At 52.8% G+C, this 17,103-nt stretch carries 21 protein-coding genes; all 21 read left to right on the top strand.

The window, feature by feature from the left end; genetic code table 11:
* The 21 genes from secY to RCH93_RS13900 all read left to right on the top strand — a co-directional run bounded on the left by secY (position 1) and on the right by RCH93_RS13900 (position 17,100).
* Positions 1-1,305, top strand: coding sequence for a preprotein translocase subunit SecY (secY, locus tag RCH93_RS14000; RefSeq protein WP_306549038.1), 1,305 nt, complete (start codon positions 1-3; stop codon positions 1,303-1,305).
* Entirely contained in the window at positions 1,292-2,098 is an 807-nt protein-coding gene (map, locus tag RCH93_RS13995; RefSeq protein WP_306549037.1) for a type I methionyl aminopeptidase, read from the top strand. The genes secY and map overlap by 14 nt, the downstream gene beginning before the upstream one ends.
* 116 nt (positions 2,099-2,214) lie before the next feature.
* Positions 2,215-2,451 carry a translation initiation factor IF-1 gene (gene infA / locus RCH93_RS13990; protein ID WP_306549036.1) on the top strand — a complete coding sequence of 79 codons (237 nt, stop codon included), beginning with the start codon at positions 2,215-2,217 and terminating at the stop codon, positions 2,449-2,451.
* 22 nt (positions 2,452-2,473) lie between these two features.
* The gene (rpmJ, locus tag RCH93_RS13985; RefSeq protein ID WP_306549035.1) at positions 2,474-2,587 is read left to right on the top strand and encodes a 50S ribosomal protein L36; all 114 of its coding nucleotides are present in this window, start codon (positions 2,474-2,476) and stop codon (positions 2,585-2,587) included.
* Between the two features lie 60 nt (positions 2,588-2,647).
* Positions 2,648-3,016 carry a 30S ribosomal protein S13 gene (rpsM, locus tag RCH93_RS13980; protein WP_306549034.1) on the top strand — a complete coding sequence of 123 codons (369 nt, stop codon included), beginning with the start codon at positions 2,648-2,650 and terminating at the stop codon, positions 3,014-3,016.
* A 46-nt stretch (positions 3,017-3,062) separates the two neighbouring features.
* Entirely contained in the window at positions 3,063-3,461 is a 399-nt protein-coding gene (rpsK, locus tag RCH93_RS13975; protein WP_306549033.1) for a 30S ribosomal protein S11, read from the top strand.
* A gap of 60 nt (positions 3,462-3,521) precedes the next feature.
* Positions 3,522-4,151: a 30S ribosomal protein S4 gene (gene rpsD / locus RCH93_RS13970; protein ID WP_306549032.1), complete on the top strand. Its 630-nt coding sequence runs from the start codon at positions 3,522-3,524 to the stop codon at positions 4,149-4,151.
* Between the two features lie 20 nt (positions 4,152-4,171).
* Positions 4,172-5,212 carry a DNA-directed RNA polymerase subunit alpha gene (locus tag RCH93_RS13965; protein ID WP_306549031.1) on the top strand — a complete coding sequence of 347 codons (1,041 nt, stop codon included), beginning with the start codon at positions 4,172-4,174 and terminating at the stop codon, positions 5,210-5,212.
* A 50-nt stretch (positions 5,213-5,262) separates the two neighbouring features.
* Entirely contained in the window at positions 5,263-5,658 is a 396-nt protein-coding gene (gene rplQ, locus RCH93_RS13960) for a 50S ribosomal protein L17 (protein WP_306549030.1), read from the top strand.
* Between the two features lie 75 nt (positions 5,659-5,733).
* Complete coding sequence (locus RCH93_RS13955; protein WP_306549029.1) at positions 5,734-6,498, top strand: YkgJ family cysteine cluster protein; 765 nt, start codon at positions 5,734-5,736, stop codon at positions 6,496-6,498.
* A gap of 213 nt (positions 6,499-6,711) precedes the next feature.
* Entirely contained in the window at positions 6,712-7,488 is a 777-nt protein-coding gene (gene rpsB / locus RCH93_RS13950) for a 30S ribosomal protein S2 (protein ID WP_306549028.1), read from the top strand.
* Between the two features lie 139 nt (positions 7,489-7,627).
* A complete protein-coding gene (tsf, locus tag RCH93_RS13945) occupies positions 7,628-8,218 on the top strand; it encodes a translation elongation factor Ts (protein ID WP_306549027.1) in 591 nt (196 codons plus the stop codon).
* Positions 8,219-8,308: 90 nt separating this feature from the next.
* Complete coding sequence (gene pyrH / locus RCH93_RS13940; RefSeq protein WP_306549026.1) at positions 8,309-9,016, top strand: UMP kinase; 708 nt, start codon at positions 8,309-8,311, stop codon at positions 9,014-9,016.
* A gap of 92 nt (positions 9,017-9,108) precedes the next feature.
* Positions 9,109-9,666 carry a ribosome recycling factor gene (gene frr / locus RCH93_RS13935; RefSeq protein WP_306549025.1) on the top strand — a complete coding sequence of 186 codons (558 nt, stop codon included), beginning with the start codon at positions 9,109-9,111 and terminating at the stop codon, positions 9,664-9,666.
* 27 nt (positions 9,667-9,693) lie between these two features.
* Positions 9,694-10,434, top strand: coding sequence for an isoprenyl transferase (locus RCH93_RS13930; protein WP_306549024.1), 741 nt, complete (start codon positions 9,694-9,696; stop codon positions 10,432-10,434).
* A gap of 5 nt (positions 10,435-10,439) precedes the next feature.
* Positions 10,440-11,234 carry a phosphatidate cytidylyltransferase gene (locus RCH93_RS13925; protein ID WP_306549023.1) on the top strand — a complete coding sequence of 265 codons (795 nt, stop codon included), beginning with the start codon at positions 10,440-10,442 and terminating at the stop codon, positions 11,232-11,234.
* The gene (locus RCH93_RS13920; RefSeq protein ID WP_306549022.1) at positions 11,234-12,391 is read left to right on the top strand and encodes a 1-deoxy-D-xylulose-5-phosphate reductoisomerase; all 1,158 of its coding nucleotides are present in this window, start codon (positions 11,234-11,236) and stop codon (positions 12,389-12,391) included. The genes RCH93_RS13925 and RCH93_RS13920 overlap by 1 nt, the downstream gene beginning before the upstream one ends.
* A 69-nt stretch (positions 12,392-12,460) precedes the next feature.
* Positions 12,461-13,546 carry an RIP metalloprotease RseP gene (rseP, locus tag RCH93_RS13915; protein WP_306549021.1) on the top strand — a complete coding sequence of 362 codons (1,086 nt, stop codon included), beginning with the start codon at positions 12,461-12,463 and terminating at the stop codon, positions 13,544-13,546.
* Positions 13,531-14,226 (top strand): tRNA (adenosine(37)-N6)-threonylcarbamoyltransferase complex dimerization subunit type 1 TsaB, encoded by a 696-nt coding sequence (gene tsaB / locus RCH93_RS13910; protein ID WP_306549020.1) that lies wholly within the window; start codon positions 13,531-13,533, stop codon positions 14,224-14,226. The genes rseP and tsaB overlap by 16 nt, the downstream gene beginning before the upstream one ends.
* On the top strand, positions 14,219-15,328 hold the full coding sequence (gene ispG, locus RCH93_RS13905; protein ID WP_373693300.1) for a flavodoxin-dependent (E)-4-hydroxy-3-methylbut-2-enyl-diphosphate synthase: 1,110 nt from the start codon (positions 14,219-14,221) through the stop codon (positions 15,326-15,328). Before tsaB ends, ispG begins: the two co-directional genes overlap by 8 nt.
* Before the next feature lie 59 nt (positions 15,329-15,387).
* Entirely contained in the window at positions 15,388-17,100 is a 1,713-nt protein-coding gene (locus RCH93_RS13900; RefSeq protein WP_306549019.1) for a proline--tRNA ligase, read from the top strand.
* Positions 17,101-17,103: the final 3 nt, after the last annotated feature.

Raw genomic sequence — 17,103 nt, 5'->3', positions numbered from 1 at the left:
ATGAGCGGTTTAGTGAGTGCTGCCAGTATCCCTGAGTTACGCAAGAGAGTGATTTTCACTCTCTTGATGCTTTTAGTCTACCGAATGGGGGTACAGATACCTACACCAGGCATTAATGGGGAAGCATTAGCCGCTTTTTTTGAGAAAAACGCCAGTACTCTCTTTGGCATGTTCAACATGTTTTCCGGCGGCGCACTTGAAAATTTCTCTATTTTTGCGCTCGGCATCATGCCGTACATCTCCGCTTCGATCATTATCCAGTTGTTGACTGTTGTCGTGCCGCAGCTTGAATCCCTTTCAAAAGAGGGAGAGACTGGGCGTAGAAAAATAACCCAGTACACACGATACGGCACGGTTGTTCTCTCTGTTGTGCAGGGATTCTTCATCGCGTCTGGCCTAGAAGGGATGACTAGTCCAAACGGCATTGCCATTGTCATTGATCCTAGCTTGCAATTTAAGCTGATGACCGTTCTGACGCTTACTTCGGGAACTGCATTTATCATGTGGCTCGGGGAGCAAATGACGGAGCGCGGCATCGGCAACGGTATTTCGCTGATTATTTTTTCCGGAATTGTTGCGCGAATGCCGTCGGCGGTTGGTAATACTATCGAACTTATTAAGTCTGGAGAATTGTCTTTAATTTTCGTTCCAGTCATCATGACAATGATGTTTTTTATTGTCGCTTTTATTATTTTTATTGAAACTTCGCAGCGAAGAATTCCTATACAGTATGCAAAAAGGGTAGTGGGGCGCAGAGTGTATGGTGGGCAAGCTTCTCATTTGCCGCTGAAAATTAATGTTTCGGGAGTTATCCCACCAATATTTGCCTCATCAATCATGATGTTTCCCGCTACCATCGGGTCATTCATTAACATTGATTGGGTTCAACAAATTTCCGCCGCATTTTCACCGGGAACGATCTATTATTACGCAATGTACATTGGTATGATAGTGTTCTTTTGCTTTTTTTATGCCGCAGTTTCTTTTAAGGCAAATGATGTTGCGGAAAATTTGAAAAAGAACGGGGGGTTTGTTCCAGGTATTCGACCAGGCAAGAAAACCGCTGAATTTCTTGATACCACGTTAGTCAGGCTTACTGTTGTAGGTGCGTTATACCTCAGTGCCGTTTGCGTGATGCCAACAATTCTCATTAGCAAGCTCAATGTGCCTTTTTATTTTGGAGGCACGGCGCTTTTGATCGTTGTAGGAGTGGCTATCGATACTATTTCACAGATCGAATCCCACTTGATTATGCGTAATTATGATGGATTCATGAAAGCCGGCCGGATTCGTGGACGACACTGAGGCCACTGTGGTTAATGAGCATAACGATAGATCGATCACTATAAAAACTGCCGATGAGATAGCTATTATGCACCGGGCCAACCAGATCGTCTCTGGTGTGCTTGCCTTGCTTGAATCTGAAATTCGTGAAGGCGTCTCCACTTTGGAGCTCGATAAAATCGCTGAAACGTTTTGTCGCGATCATCATGCGTTGCCTGCTTTTAAAGGATACAAAGGGTATCCCGCGAGTCTTTGTGCCTCTGTCAATGAAGAAGTCGTGCATGGCATTCCATCCCATAAGAAAATTCTTCGAAATGGGGATATCATTTCGCTTGATTTTGGTGCATTGCTTGACGGATTTTATGGCGACGCTGCTATTACAGTAGGTGTTGGCGATGTTGATCCAAAAACTTCCTTGTTGTTGCAGGTGACACACACTTCTCTTTTAAAAGGGATTGAGCAGGTTATGGTTGGAAATAGGATATCGGATATTTCTCGGGCCATACAGTCCTATGCTGAGGGAAAGGGCTTTTCTGTTGTTCGCCAATTTGTAGGGCACGGAATTGGTGCGAGATTGCATGAACCCCCTGAAGTTCCCAATTATGTGCAGCGGCAAGCTTCACCACGTATGATTGAAGGCATGGTTTTGGCTATCGAACCAATGATTAATCTGGGAGCCGCAAAAGTTAAGATTTTGCACGATCAATGGACAGTTGTAACCGCAGATCGAAAACCATCCGCTCACTTTGAGCACTCCGTTGCCGTGACCTGTTCCGGCCCGCTAATTTTGAGTGAGCGAGCATCGTTGTTGTGACCACGGCATATGATTTGTGTTTAACGTGCCATACGCGCACGAAATGGCTTGATAAAAAGTGGATTGTTCGATATATGATTAAAATTTATGCTCGATCATTTGGGAGCGAATAACCCATGGCGAAAGAAGAGGCCATTGAAGTTGAAGGCACTATCATTGAACCTTTGCCCAACGCTATGTTCCAGGTTGAATTGGATAATGGGCATAAGGTTCTCGCGCATATCTCCGGAAAAATGCGTATGCATTATATAAAAATACTTCCTGGCGATCGGGTGACGGTTGAGCTGTCTCCTTACGATTTGACAAGGGGCAGGGTTACTTTCCGCGCTAAGGGCGGAAAGAGCAAAAAATAATTTAATCTGTCTGGGGCACGGCATGAAAGTACGTTCGTCGGTTAAAAAAATATGCAGTGAATGCAAGATTTTAAAGCGAAAAGGGGTTGTTAGGGTGGATTGTGTCAATCGAAAGCACAAGCAACGGCAAGGGTAATATTTACCCCCCCCTCTCTCTTTTTAAAATTAAGCAAGTTTCTGACAAAGGAGTAAGAATTTGGCACGAATAGCTGGTGTGGATTTGCCACGCAACAAACACATGGATCGAGCGCTTACATATATTTACGGTATTGGCTTAACTACTTCGCGCCAAATTCTCGATAAGGCCGATCTTCCTTATCAAATGAATAGTGACGATTTAAGTGGCGATGACGTTAATCGAATTCGAACGATAATCGAAAATGATTATGTCGTGGAGGGTGACCGTCGACGAGAAGTGTCTATGGATATTAAGCGACTGATGGATCTTGGTTGTTACCGAGGACGGCGTCACCGCAGAGGGTTGCCTGTTAATGGTCAACGAACCAAAACCAACGCTCGTACTCGCAAGGGGCCTCGACGTGGTGCAGCTGTTCGTAAAAAATAACCCTTTATCGATCTAATGTTCCGAGCCCGGGCATTTAGGAGTTAATATGGCAAAAGCAGGAAAAGTAAACGTAAAGGTTAAGAAAAAGGATAAAAAGAATGTCCCCGAGGGCATTGTTTTTATCTATTCTACCTTCAACAATACGGTCGTCACCATCTCTGATCGCCAGGGAAACACCTTGTCTTGGTCGAGTGCAGGAGTGTTGGGATTTAAAGGGTCTAGAAAATCAACCCCTTTCGCTGCCCAAAACGCTCTGAGTGATGCTGTGGCTAAGGCGAAGGAACATGGGTTGCGTAAGGTTGAAGTGCGAGTCAAGGGGCCCGGGCCTGGTAGGGAAGCCGCACTGCGAGCATTAACAACTGTTGATTTGGATGTTAGTCGTATTGTTGATGTAACTCCGCTTCCTCATAATGGGTGCAAGCCGCCCAAAAGAAGAAGAGTTTAAGTCCAACTAGAATAAACCGCATTGTGTCTTGAACGCCAAGGCAATGGATGGAGGTAAAATTTGGCTAGATATACAGGGGCATCCTGCAGGCTTTGCAGGCGCGAAAATCTCAAAATGTTTCTTAAAGGGGATCGCTGCTATTCTGACAAGTGTGCTTTTGAAAGACGCTCATTTGCTCCAGGACAGCATGGCCAGAATAAATTTCGCAAAGTTTCCGATTATGCCGTTCAGCTTCGTGAAAAGCAGAAGGTTAAACAAATGTACGGCATGCTTGAAGCGCAATTTAGACGTTACTTCGAACGCGCTGAACGAGCAAAAGGAGTGACCGGTGAGAATTTATTGGTGATGCTTGAGCGTCGCTTTGACAATACTCTTTATCGTATTGGATTTGCCAGCTCCCGTGATCAAGCTCGGCAAATGGTTCGTCACAATCTTTTTAATATTAATGGAAAAAAAGTTAATATTCCTTCGTACCAAGTCCGGCCAGGCGATGTTATAGCCCTGAAGGAAAAGAACCAGAAGAATGAGTTAATTGTCGATAATCTCGAAGGTTCGGTTCGCAGAGGTCTGCCTAGTTGGCTAGAGCTTGATCAGGCTAAATTTCAGTGTGTTGTCAAAGCGTTGCCAAACCGCGAAGAAATAACGATGCCCATTCAGGAACAGCTTATTGTTGAGTTGTATTCCAAGTAACTTTTATCGTTAGGTATTGCATGGCACAGGAAATACGGGATGAAAATCCCTTTTATAGAAACTGGCACACCCTTATTTCGCCTGAGAAGCTTGAGGTAAATGAGGGATCGCTGACTAGCCGTTACGGTAAGTTTGTTTGCCAACCGCTTGAACGGGGGTTTGCCACTACTATTGGCAATTCACTGCGCCGTATTATGCTCTCGTCTATTCGTGGCGCCGCGATTACATCGGTCAAATTGGGCAACGCACTGCACGAATTTACGACCATTGACGGTGTTCACGAGGATGTCGCGGAAATTATTCTTAATCTCAAGCAGGTTCGTTTGAAGTTAAATGGACCTGAATCTCGCACAGTGCTGATTGAGAAGGTTGGGCCAGGCAAGGTTTTCGCTGGCGACATCAACGGCGGCGCATACGTTGATGTCATGAACCCTGATCTTGTCATTTGTTCAGTGACAAGCGACATTACCTTTCGCGCTGAGTTAGAAGTTCATTGGGGAAAGGGATACGTCCCTGCTGATCAGAACAAAAAGGAAGGACAACCAATTGGTGTAATTTCAATTGATTCCGCTTTTTCGCCCATCATCCGCGTGCAATATGTAGTAAGTCAAGCTCGTGTTGGTCAGCAGACGGATTTTGATCGCTTGACGATCGAAATTGAAACGGACGGCAGCGTTGAACCGCAAAACGCATTAGCGTATGCGGCCAAGATCATGAAAGAGCAGATGACGATTTTTATCAATTTTAATGAGGAAATCGCTAAAGCGCCCGACAACTCCGACAATGATGAAGATGGAAAGGCTTACCCGCCTTTTCTCGACAAGAATGTCGAAGATCTTGAGCTTTCTGTTCGTTCTGCAAATTGCTTGAAAAATGCTCAAATTCAATATATTGGCCAATTGGTCAACAAGACTGACGCAGAAATGCTTAAGACCAAAAATTTTGGGCGCAAGTCATTGAACGAAATTAAAGCATTGCTTTCCGAACATAATCTTACCCTCGGCATGAAATATGACGGTTGGGTGGCCCCCGAGAAACGCGAAGAAAAACACGAAGAATAATCCATTGACATTTATTGGATAATTCTCTTTAAAGACGAAAGGATAGGACCATGAGACATAGAAAAGCAGGTCGCAAGCTTGGCCGTAACGCTTCCCATCGTGATGCCATGTTCAGGAATATGGTAACCTCGCTTCTTGATCAAGAGCGGATCGTTACCACTGTCCCCAAGGCAAAGGAAGCGAGGCGAGTTGCAGAGCAAATGATCACATTAGGCAAGCGAGGCGATCTACATGCTCGACGTCAAGCCATGGCCTATATTCGTTCCAAAAGCATAGTTGCAAAGCTCTTTGATCAATTGAGCGGCCAGTATTCAGAACGACACGGGGGATACACGCGGATCATTCGTACAGGAACCCGATTGGGCGATGCCGCTCCTATGGCTATTTTAGAACTTGTTGACTATCAAGAGCAGGTTGAAGAAGTCAAGGGTGCTCAAGAGCAGTAGAATTTTTTGGCAAGTATTGTTTGAGGCTGGTATGGAATTCATACCAGCCTTTTTTTTCTAATTTTTTTGAGCATAATGGACACCAAAGAATTCCTACCGCCTGAGCGAACCAGGGTTGAAAACGATCTTTTTAATTTTCACTGTCACTCCGGGGTGAGTTGCTATCTTTCGTGCTGCCGTAATGTTGATATGTTGCTTTTTCCATACGACATTATCCTATTGAAGCAGCAACTGAACATTGCATCGTCTCAATTTTTACAGCAGTTTGTGTCCATTTGCGAAGGCAGCCACCCTTTTTTCCCGGGTCTGAAGTTAAAAATGAACGCCGATGAAGGTCAGCCCTGTCCGTTTCTCGGCGACAAAGGATGTACGGTGTATGTAAATCGTCCTTCCGCCTGCCGCACTTATCCACTTGAACGCGGCATTGAGCATCTCGGTCCGGGGCGGGGCTTGCGTGTACATTATTTCCTCACTCACCACCCTTACTGCAAGGGGCATGGCGAACAGAGGCGGTATTCTATTCGCCAATGGGAGCGCGATCAAAAATTGCATGATTGCAACTATTATAATGATTTATGGGGAGAACTCGACGCCTTTTTTGCCAGCAATCCGTGGGCCGGCGAAGGTAAAGCCGGACCTTATCAGCAATTGGCTTTTATGGTGTGTTACAACGTCGACACCTTTCGCGATTATGTCGAAACGCACGGGATATTGAATCAATTTCAACTGCGAAAGGATGAGCGGCAACGTATTGCTCGGGACGATGGATCCTTGCTTCAATTCGGCTTTCGTTGGTTGGAATTCATCTTGGGCGGCCATAAAAAATTATTTAAAAAATAATTGAGTTTGCAGTTCTTGCCGTCAATTCCCAATGGCCTGTAAGGCAAGCTTGAAAAATAATTTATGGTATGATACTGTAGCTAATTTATCGAAAGCCCGCCGACTTGTGCGGGCTTCAATCACACACATCCCTTCGACAGCTCTTTGGTGTCCTGCTTATTCAGTGGGATTGGCTTGCGGGATGGAGGTTTTAACCAAACACAGGAGATTTGTATGGCAGCAGTAACTATGCGGCAAATGCTTGAGGCCGGACTTCATTTCGGTCATCAAACGCGACGGTGGAATCCGAAAATGAAGCCCTATATCTATGGGCCGCGTAACGGAATTTATATCGTCAATCTTGACGTCACCATGAAGCTTTTCAAAAAAGCATATAATGCGATGGCTGAGGTGGTTGGCAATGGCGGTTCCGTGCTTTTTGTCTGCACCAAGCGTCAAGGGCAGGTAATCGTTAAGGAAGAGGCCGAACGGTGTGGCATGTTTTTTATCAATCACCGTTGGCTTGGCGGCATGTTGACCAACTTCCAGACAATTAAGCATTCTGTTGATCGTTTGAAAAAGATCGAAGCCATGCAGGCGGACGGTTCCATTAACCGCTTCCCCAAAAAAGAAGTGCTGCAGATGGAAAAAGAGCGGATAAAGCTGGATCGCAATATCGGCGGCATCAAGAATATGCGCAGCCTTCCTGACGTTCTTTTCGTCGTAGACCCCAAAAAGGAAGATATTGCCGTTGGCGAAGCGGTTAAGCTCGGCATTCCCGTCATTGCCTTAACGGATACGAACTGTGATCCCGACGGCATTGACTTTGTGATTCCTGGCAACGACGACGCTATTCGCGCTATTAAGTTGATCACGTCCACGATAGCTGAAGCGGTGCTTCAGGGGAAAATTCGTCGCGGGGATGAGACCGAAGCGAACATTGACGACATTGAAGCCGCCATGGCGTCGGGAGTCGAAGAAGAATTGGCCGCTAAAGTGGATGAGGCGTAACGTCGAGAACCAGCTGCCGTTCGGCTGCCGTCCTAACTAAACCGACATGGCAGCCTCAGGCTGCTATGTCGGTTTTTCTATGCTGTGTTAAAGAGTTAATTTTCAGGAAGCACCTACCTGTGAATAAGGAGAACGTACTGTGAATATCACAAGCCAAATGGTTAAAGAGCTGCGCGATAAAACCAACGCCGGCATGATGGATTGCAAGAAAGCCCTGACAGACACGTCAGGAGACATGGAAAAGGCTGTTGATTTGCTGCGACAAAAAGGACTTGCCGTAGCCGCGAAACGTGCCGGCCGTGAAACCAAAGAAGGCGTTGTTGAAACGTACATTCATGCCGGCGGCAAGCTCGGTGTTATGGTCGAAGTCGGGTGCGAGACGGATTTTGTTGCGAAAACCGATGATTTTAAAGCCTTTGCTAAAAACATCGCCATGCACATTGCAGCCGCCAACCCCGTAGCCATTAACCGCGAAGAAGTGCCCGCCGACGTGTTGCAGCGCGAAACGGACATTTATGTCAATCAGGCGCAGGAGTCCGGCAAACCCCAGCAGATTATCGAAAAGATTGTCGGCGGCAAGGTGGAAAAATATCTGGCGGAAATTTGTCTTCTTGAGCAGAAATACGTTAAAAATCCAGATTTGAGCATTCAGGACTTGTTGAACGAGTTGGTGGCCAAGATGGGCGAAAATATTTCCATCAAAAAATTCGCTCGATTCCAGATAGGTTGATCTTTTTTGCTGTCTGTATGAGTGAGTGGGAAAGCTCCTTAGTATGATCCGTGTACATGAGGTTGCGGATGAGTCGCGGAGGGCGGCGGAATGAAATTTAAGCGAGTATTGTTGAAAATCAGCGGTGAAGCGCTCATGGGTGATAAAGCCTACGGCATTAGCACCGAGGTGATTAAATTCTTATCGCAAGAAATCCAGGCGCTGCACAACCTCAAAATTGAACTCGCCCTTGTGGTCGGCGCCGGCAATATCTTTCGTGGAGTGGCCGGCGCCGCCAGCGGCATGGACAGAAGTTCCGCTGATAACATGGGCATGTTGGGAACGGTCATGAATTCTTTAGCGGTTCAGGACGGGTTGGAAAATCTGGGCATCCCCGCCAAAGTCATGTCGGCCATCACCATGTTGAATGTCTGCGAACCCTATGAGAGGCTCAAGGCGCTCGAACATTTGGAAAAAAAGCAGGTGGTTATTTTTGCCGCCGGCACTGGAAACCCCTATTTTACCACCGACACTGCCGCCGTGCTGCGGGCTCTGGAGATTAAGGCAGACGTCATCATGAAGGCCACCAGAGTGGACGGCGTATATGACCGTGATCCAGAGAAGGACGCTAACGCTGTTCGATATCATACGCTCACCTATTCAACGGTGTTGCGTGATGATCTGCGGATTATGGACGCGGCTGGAATCTCATTGGGACGCGACAATAATCTGCCGATATTTGTCTTCGACATGACCAAACCTGGCAATATTGTCAAGGCGGTCATGGGGGAAGACGTTGGAACGCTGATTACCAATTAACGCCTACCCGTCGCGCCTGCGCGACCGAGTCGTCGTTGCGGAGAACACCTTTTGAGCTTGAGGCGTCCGACAGGCCGCTGCATGAGGAGACTATGACAAACGCAATCATTGACCAGTTGAAAGATAAAATGGCGTCAAGCATTGACGCCCTCAAACGGGAATTGGTGAAAATCCGCACCGGAAGGGCGACGCTGTCGCTGCTTGACGGCGTTAAGGTCAAGGCCTATGGTTCGCAAATGACGATGGATCAGGTCGGGACCATGACCATTCCCGAGAGCAATATGATTGCCATCAAACCCTGGGACCCCCAGATGCTGCCGGCCATTGAAAAGGCGCTCTTGTCCTCGGGGTTGGGCTTGACGCCGGCAAGCGACGGAATTGTTGTCCGCCTGACCATTCCGCCATTGACGGGCGAGCGCCGTAAGGAACTGGTCAAGCAGGTCAAAAAAATCGGTGAAGAGTATAAAGTCGCTCTTCGCAACATCCGTCGGGACGCCAACGAAACCCTTAAAAAGCTCAAAAAGGATAAGGCAATCTCCGAAGATGAGATGTTCCGCCTCCAAGAAGATCTGCAAAAAATCACCGACGGATGCGTCAGCCAAGTTGACGAAATCACCGGCGGCAAAGAAAAAGAAGTCATGGCGGTGTGAACTCCTTGCATCGCTTCGTGTATAGCCGTGATTGAATCAACCCACAGCCTGACTGCGCCTCGTCACGTCGCCATCATCATGGACGGCAACGGTCGATGGGCCGAAGAGCGTCGGCGACCGCGCTTGTTCGGACATAAAGCCGGGGTTGATTCCGTCCGCGAGATCGTTGAAACGGCTTGCGAAATCGGCGTTAACGTGCTTACCCTGTACGCTTTTTCAACTGAAAATTGGAATCGGCCGTCCACGGAAGTGAGCGGTTTAATGGGACTGTTGCAGAGCTATCTGCAGTCGGAATTGCGGACCATGCTCCAAAACGACATTCGGCTGCATTGTTTGGGGCAGCCTGACCGACTGCCGACAGAGGTGCGAACAGTTTTGCTGCGAACCATTGAGGAAACCCGTTCGTGTTGCGGCATGACTTTGAACCTGGCCTTGAGCTATGGCGGTCGAGGCGAGATCGTCGAGGCTATGCGCGTTCTGGCGCGTAAATGTCAGGAAGGAGGTCTTGATTGGCAGACGCTTTCCGAGGCGGATGTGAGTGAACACTTGTTCACTTCCGGTCAACCGGATCCTGATCTCCTGATCCGCACCGGCGGCGAGCACCGGTTGTCCAATTTTCTCCTCTGGCAAGCTTCCTACGCTGAATTGTATTTCACCGATATTAAATGGCCGGATTTTCGGAAGGAACAGTTTCTGGAAGCGGTCAATAGCTTTCAACGCCGACAGCGCCGGTTTGGCAAAACCGGGGCGCAACTGCAGGCGGAGTAACGGCTATGAATCGAGTGATCCCCGGGGTCCTATTGGCCGGCGGCTGGTTTCTCCTGCTGTTTCTGGGGTCGCCTCAATTGTTGTGGGGCGTCGTCGCCGGTGGGGCGGCAATTGCTCTCCATGAATATTTCCGCATGACCTGCGCGTCGCTTGTCGGCGCGCGTCTTTGGGCCACCATCGCGTGTTGCCTGCTGCCTGTGCTGTGCGCCTTCGCCGGTGCAAGCGACGCAGTGCTCGCTGGGGTGATAGGCAGTTTGCTGATTGTAGTCGCTATAGCGTTGCATGGTTACGCCGCCATCCCCGACGTGTTTCGGTATGTCAGCTGCAGTGGTTTTGCCAGTCTCTATATTTCGCTTTGTCTGGCCTATGTGGTGCTGATTCGCTTTTTGCCGCAAGGCCCGTTGTGGTTGACCCTCCTGGTTGCCGTTGTCGCCGGTTCCGACACTGGAGCCTATTATGCCGGCAGGGCCTTTGGGCGCCGCAAACTCTTTCCGCAGATCAGCCCTAAGAAGACCGTGGCGGGGGGAGTCGGCGGTTTGGCGGCCGGCATGGTTGCGGCTGAGATTGTGAATCTATTGTTTCCCGTCAAGGCACATCCTGGTGTCCTGCTGCTCGCCGCCGGCCTGCTGATTGTTGTCGGCATTGCCGGCGACCTGACCGAATCGATGATCAAACGATCAGTCGGAGTCAAGGATTCGGGCACGATTCTTTTTGGCCACGGCGGGTTGCTTGACCGCATTGACAGTTTGCTGCTCACCGCCCCTGTCCTCTACTGCCTGCTTCGGTTCGGCGTATTGTGATGAAAGCCCTTTCGTTGCTCGGCTCAACCGGTTCCATTGGCACAAACGTGCTGGCGGTGGTGCGGCAGTTTCCCGAACATTTTCGAATCGTCGGGCTTTCCGCTGGACGCCGTATTGAGCTCCTGGCTGAGCAGGTGCGCGAATTCCAGCCCGAGTGCGTCTCGGTCGGCGATTCGTCGTTGGTCGCCGCCTTGGCGAAAAAACTCCCGCCGTCTTATCGATCCCGCATCCTGTGCGGCGTCGAGGGCAACTGTGCGGTAGCCTCGCTGTCGGAGGCCGACATGACGGTCTCCGCTGTAGTCGGCGCGGTGGGCCTGCTGCCGGCCCTTGCCGCCATTCGCGCCGGCAAGGACGTCGGGTTGGCCAACAAGGAGACCCTGGTCATGGCTGGGCGACTAGTCATGGACGAGGTTCGGCGCCATCAGGTCCGTCTGCTGCCTATCGATTCCGAGCACAGCGCCATTTTTCAAGCCCTGGAGGCCGGCCGCAAACAGGACGTGGCCCGCATTATCCTCACCGCATCAGGCGGCCCCTTTCGTACCTGGACTCAGGCGGCGCTGCAAAATGCCGTCCCGGAACAGGCCCTGGCGCATCCCAACTGGACCATGGGCCGAAAAATTTCCATCGATTCCGCCACGCTGATGAACAAAGGACTCGAGGTGATCGAGGCTCGCTGGCTGTTTGACGTCGAACCTGAGCGCATCGAGGTCGTGGTCCATCCCCAGTCCATCGTCCATTCGCTGGTGGAGTATCAGGACGGCTCGGTGGTGGCGCAACTGGGCATCCCAGACATGCGCATCCCCATTGCCTATGCCTTGTCGTACCCCAAACGCCTGGAATTGGGTTTGCAGCGTCTCGATCTGGCCCAGTGCGGCGGTCTTGCCTTCGAACCGCCCGATCATCAGCGTTTTCCGGCACTGCGCATGGCCTACGAGGCCCTCGCCGCCGGCGGGGTGAAGCCTGCGGTTCTTAACGCCGCCAACGAGGCGGCCGTCGAGGCCTTTCTCGCCGGGCGGATCGGATTCACCCAAATTGCCGAAGTCGTGGGCGCGGCGCTGGACAGCACCGCCCAGGGTGATGAACTCGACCTGCAGGCCATTCTGGCGGCGGATCAGGAAGCCCGCGTGGTTGTTGAGCGAGAGATTCAGTCTGCTTGAACCAGCCGAGCCTGGCCTTCCGTTTGTACTCCGCATTCCTCATTGTTGACATTATTCCTTAGGATTTCCATGAATTCCGTTCTCTCGTTCATCCTCGTCCTTGGCGTCCTTATTTTTGTCCATGAATTGGGGCATTTTTTATTGGCCAAGGCCTTTGGCGTCAAGGTGCTGAAATTTTCCCTTGGTTTTGGCAATAAGGTGATTGGTCGCCAATGGGGGGAAACCGAATATCTGATCAGCGCCTTCCCCTTGGGCGGTTATGTGAAAATGTACGGCGAGCAGTCCGAGGAAGAGATCCGTCCAGAAGACCGACACCGTTCCTTTTCCCACAAGCCGGTGTGGCAGCGTTTTGGCATTGTCTTTGGCGGGCCGTTGTTTAATCTGGTCTTTGCGGTGGCGCTGTTTTTTGTCATGTTCGTTTTTGCCGGCATGCCGGAACCGGTCGATTCCACCAAAATCGGCGAGGTTAATGCGGGCTCTGTGGCTGAACAGGTGGGGCTCAAAAGCGGCGACGTTGTCCGTGCCGTCAACGGCGCCCCGACCACCTCTTGGGATCACGTTTCCGACGCCGTCAAGGAGAGCAAGGGGGCGGAGATGACCCTGGAGGTTGAACGTCAAGGGCAGCTCTTAACCTTTGCCGCCAAGCCCACCATGCAAAAGGTGAAGAATCTGTTTGGCGAGGAGGTCGGCGAGCGGTACATGCTCGGGATTGTCCGCAGCGACGAAATTCGCTATGTGGACGCCACCATCGCGCAGTCGGGCAAGGCCGCCTTGGTCCATACTTGGAATCTGGGCTATCTCACGGTAATGGGCATCGTCAAGATGATCCAGCAGGTCATTCCGGCCAGCGAGTTGGGCGGTCCGATCCGGATCGCCGAACTGGCAGGGCAGCAGATGGAGGCGGGTTGGATGAATCTGCTCTATTTCATGGGACTGTTGAGCGTCAACCTCGGTATTCTCAATCTGCTGCCTATTCCGGTGCTTGACGGCGGCCACCTGGTCTTTCTTTCCCTGGAGGCGATGCGGCGCAAACCTTTAGGCGAGCGCGCTATGGATATCAGTCAGAAAATCGGCATCGCCATCCTCGGAACCCTGATGCTTTTTGTGTTCTACAACGATATCCTCCGGCTGGTCAAACGATGGCTGACGTCCTGATTCTGGCGATTGAGACGGCCACCGGGTGCGGCGGCGTCTCGCTGACCAAAGGGGGCGTTGACGAGGGTAGGGTGTTGGCCGAATACACCTTGCAGCCCGAGATCACCCATTCGCGGCGCTTGCTTGGCTCCGTTGGCGCCATGATGGAGGCGGCAGGAGTGGGTTGGGGCGATCTTGACGCTGTGGCGGTCAGTCTGGGGCCAGGTTCTTTCACGGGATTGCGCATTGGCATGGCGGCGGCCAAGGGCATCGCCATGGGCGCCAGCCTGCCCTTGCTCGGCGTGCCCACCCTTGACGGGCTGGCCGCGCAGGCAACGCCCACGGAATTGCCCTTGTGTTGCCTGCTCGACGCTAGGAAACAACAGGTCTATGCCGCCTTTTACAGTTTTCAGGCCGGCTGCTGTCTGCGAACCAGCGATTTTATGGTTGTCTCGGCAGAGCAACTGGCGCAGCGCATCCAGGCTCCGACCCTGGTGGTGGGACCTGGAATCAATGCCTGCCAGGCCACGCTTGCCGAGCAACCGTTGGCGCACTTGGCGCCTGTGGGTTTGCTCCATCCTCGGGCCGCATTTATTGGCTTTGTCGGCGCGGTGATGCTGGCGCAGGGGCAGGGCAACGACGATCTGGTCCCGCTCTATGTCCGCGCCTCCGAGGCGGAATTGAATCTGCGGCATCAGTGAAAGGAAAGAGGAAGAGATGATTCAACGCAAGCCAACGCGGCAAATTCATGTCGGGCCGGTGGCCATCGGCGGCGGCGCGCCCATTGCAGTGCAGTCGATGACCAACACCCTGACCGGCGACGTCGAAGCCACGGTTGCCCAGATCCGGAGCCTGGAGCAGGCCGGATGCGAGATCATTCGGGTGGCGGTTCCAGATTTGGAGGCGGCCGAGGCGATTGCCGCCATTCGGGCGCAGATCGCCATTCCCCTGATCGCGGACATCCATTTCGATTCCCGTTTGGCGGTGGCGGCCGTGGAACACGGCGCCCAGGGGATCCGCATCAATCCCGGCAATCTCGGCGGCCCCGACAAACTGGCGCGGGTGGTGGACGCGGCCAAGATGCACGGCGTGCCGATTCGGGTGGGCGTCAACTCCGGCTCCATTGAAAAGGACCTGCTCAAGCAGTACGGCTATCCCACCCCGGAACGGCCGGACGCCTTGATCGAAAGCGCCTTGGGCAATGTCCGCCTGTTGGAAAAGCTGCATTTTTTTGACGTCAAGATTTCGATCAAATCCTCGGACACCCTGACCACCATCGCCGGCTACCGCCAGCTCGCGCGTGCCACCGACTATCCCCTGCATCTCGGCGTCACCGAGGCGGGCGGGCTCATCGCCGGCACGGTCAAGTCCAGCGTGGCCCTGGGCATCTTGCTCTCCGAGGGCATCGGTGACACCTTCCGGATCTCGCTCACCCGCGATCCGGTCGAGGAAATCCGGGTGGCCTATGAACTGCTGCGCTCCCTGCGCATCCGCGAACGCGGCCCGGAACTGATCTCCTGTCCCACCTGCGGCCGCACCCGGATTGATCTGTTCACTCTCGCCGAACAGGTGGAGCGGCGGCTCCAGACCATGCAAAGCAACCTCAAGGTGGCGGTCATGGGCTGCGTGGTCAACGGGCCGGGCGAGGCCCGCGAGGCCGACATCGGCATTGCCGGCGGCAACGGGATCGGGATTGTGTTTAAAAAAGGCGAAATTTATAAAAAGGTGGCGGAAGCCGACCTGCTGCCGGTGTTCCTTGAGGAACTGGACAAGCTGGAAGCAGAACGAAAAAGCGGCGCCTAATCCAGGCTGCCGATGGCCCCGCCCCTCTTCTACCTGTATTTCTCGAACGGAGATTCGATATGCGTTATTCACAGATGTTGTTGCCCACCACCAAGGAAACCCCGTCGGAGGCCGAGGTCGTCAGCCACCAGTTGCTGATGCGGGGCGGATTCATTCGCAAGCTGACCTCCGGGATGTACACCTATCTGCCCATCGGGTTGATGGCCCTGCAGAAGGTGGCGGAGATCGTTCGTCAGGAGATGAACCGCGCCGGGGCCCAGGAGATCCTCATGCCCATGGTGCAGCCCGGTGATTTGTGGGAGGAGTCGGGCCGATGGAAGAAATACGGTCCGGAACTGCTCCGGTTCCGGGATCGTCACGACCGCGACTACTGCCTGGGACCGACCCACGAAGAGGTGGTGACCGACATCGCCCGTCGCGAACTGCAGTCCTATCGACAGATGCCGATCAACCTGTATCAGATCCAGACCAAATTTCGCGATGAAATTCGGCCGCGCTTCGGCCTGATGCGCGGCCGCGAGTTTGTGATGAAGGACGCCTATTCCTTTGACGTTGACGACGAAGGCGCCAGCCGCAGCTACGAAAACATGCGTCAGGCCTACTATCGCATATTTGAGCGCTGCGGCTTGGAGTTCCGCGCCGTGGAGGCCGACAGCGGCGCCATTGGCGGCTCCTTTTCCCACGAGTTCATGGTCCTGGCCGAGACCGGCGAGGACACCCTGGTGATCTGCGATTCCTGCAGCTACGCCGCCAACGTCGAGAAGGCGGCGATTGTTCTGCCTGAGGCGGTAGTCTCAGACGCGCCTCTGCAGGATATGGTCAAGGTCGAAACCCCGGGCATGAAGAAGGTCGACAAGGTGGCGGCGTTTCTCAAGGTGCAGCCCGCCGACGTGATCAAGACCATGTTCTACCTGGCCGACGGCGCGCCGGTGGCGGCCTTGGTGCGCGGCGACCGCGAGGTGCAGTCGGTCAAGCTCAAGAACCTGCTGGGCGCAACCGATGTCGAGCCCCTGGACGAGGACCAGATCTGGCAGCAGACCCGGCTGCCGGTCGGCTATCTCGGGCCGGTGGGGCTGGAACTGAAAACGGTCGCGGATCAGGAGGTGATGCGGATGGTCAACGCGGTGGCCGGAGCCAATGAAAAAGGCTGCCATCTCACCGGCGTCAATCCCGGCCGCGACTTCCAGCCGAGCGTGGTCGGCGACCTGCGCCAGATAACCACCGCCGACCGCTGCCCCTTGTGCGGCGGCGGCCTACGGCTCAAGGAAGGCATCGAGGTCGGCCATATCTTCAAGCTTGGCACCAAGTATTCCGAGGCCATGGAGGCCGCCTTTCAGGACAGCGACGGGCAGGCCAAACCCTTTGTCATGGGCTGTTACGGCATCGGCGTCAGCCGGGTGGTGGCGGCGGCCATTGAACAGAATCACGACGACAAGGGCATCATTTTTCCGGTGCCGCTGGCCCCCTTCCAGGTGATTGTTCTCAACCTTGGCCCCAAGGACGAGGCCTATTGCACGACGGCTGAAGCGTTGTACAACGGGCTGCGGGCGCAGGGGTTGGACGTGCTGCTTGACGACCGCGACGAGCGGCCGGGCTCCAAGTTCAACGACGCCGACCTGCTCGGTATTCCCTACCGGCTCACCGTGGGCAAGACCTTTGAGAAAGAGGGCAAGGTGGAAATGCGCTCGCGCAAAACCGGGGAAACGCAGGTGCTCGCGCTGGACGAGGCGGTTGACGTGCTCGCCGGACTCATTCGCCAGGCCCTTTCCTGATTT

This window comes from Desulfobulbus sp. (genome assembly GCF_030824455.1).
Lineage (GTDB): Bacteria > Desulfobacterota > Desulfobulbia > Desulfobulbales > Desulfobulbaceae > Desulfobulbus.
Note: the sequence above shows the minus strand (reverse complement) of the source record. Positions and strands in the feature narration are given on the sequence as shown.

What these genes read in the sequence shown, in the direction of transcription:
- secY (WP_306549038.1), top strand. Translation starts at nt 1, where the DNA reads ATGAGCGGTTTAGTGAGTGCTGCCAGTATCCCTGAGTTACGCAAGAGA.
- infA (WP_306549036.1), top strand. Translation starts at nt 2,215, where the DNA reads ATGGCGAAAGAAGAGGCCATTGAAGTTGAAGGCACTATCATTGAACCT.
- rpmJ (WP_306549035.1), top strand. Translation starts at nt 2,474, where the DNA reads ATGAAAGTACGTTCGTCGGTTAAAAAAATATGCAGTGAATGCAAGATT.
- rpsK (WP_306549033.1), top strand. Translation starts at nt 3,063, where the DNA reads ATGGCAAAAGCAGGAAAAGTAAACGTAAAGGTTAAGAAAAAGGATAAA.
- RCH93_RS13965 (WP_306549031.1), top strand. Translation starts at nt 4,172, where the DNA reads ATGGCACAGGAAATACGGGATGAAAATCCCTTTTATAGAAACTGGCAC.
- rplQ (WP_306549030.1), top strand. Translation starts at nt 5,263, where the DNA reads ATGAGACATAGAAAAGCAGGTCGCAAGCTTGGCCGTAACGCTTCCCAT.
- RCH93_RS13955 (WP_306549029.1), top strand. Translation starts at nt 5,734, where the DNA reads ATGGACACCAAAGAATTCCTACCGCCTGAGCGAACCAGGGTTGAAAAC.
- rpsB (WP_306549028.1), top strand. Translation starts at nt 6,712, where the DNA reads ATGGCAGCAGTAACTATGCGGCAAATGCTTGAGGCCGGACTTCATTTC.
- pyrH (WP_306549026.1), top strand. Translation starts at nt 8,309, where the DNA reads ATGAAATTTAAGCGAGTATTGTTGAAAATCAGCGGTGAAGCGCTCATG.
- frr (WP_306549025.1), top strand. Translation starts at nt 9,109, where the DNA reads ATGACAAACGCAATCATTGACCAGTTGAAAGATAAAATGGCGTCAAGC.
- RCH93_RS13925 (WP_306549023.1), top strand. Translation starts at nt 10,440, where the DNA reads ATGAATCGAGTGATCCCCGGGGTCCTATTGGCCGGCGGCTGGTTTCTC.
- RCH93_RS13920 (WP_306549022.1), top strand. Translation starts at nt 11,234, where the DNA reads ATGAAAGCCCTTTCGTTGCTCGGCTCAACCGGTTCCATTGGCACAAAC.
- rseP (WP_306549021.1), top strand. Translation starts at nt 12,461, where the DNA reads ATGAATTCCGTTCTCTCGTTCATCCTCGTCCTTGGCGTCCTTATTTTT.
- tsaB (WP_306549020.1), top strand. Translation starts at nt 13,531, where the DNA reads ATGGCTGACGTCCTGATTCTGGCGATTGAGACGGCCACCGGGTGCGGC.
- RCH93_RS13900 (WP_306549019.1), top strand. Translation starts at nt 15,388, where the DNA reads ATGCGTTATTCACAGATGTTGTTGCCCACCACCAAGGAAACCCCGTCG.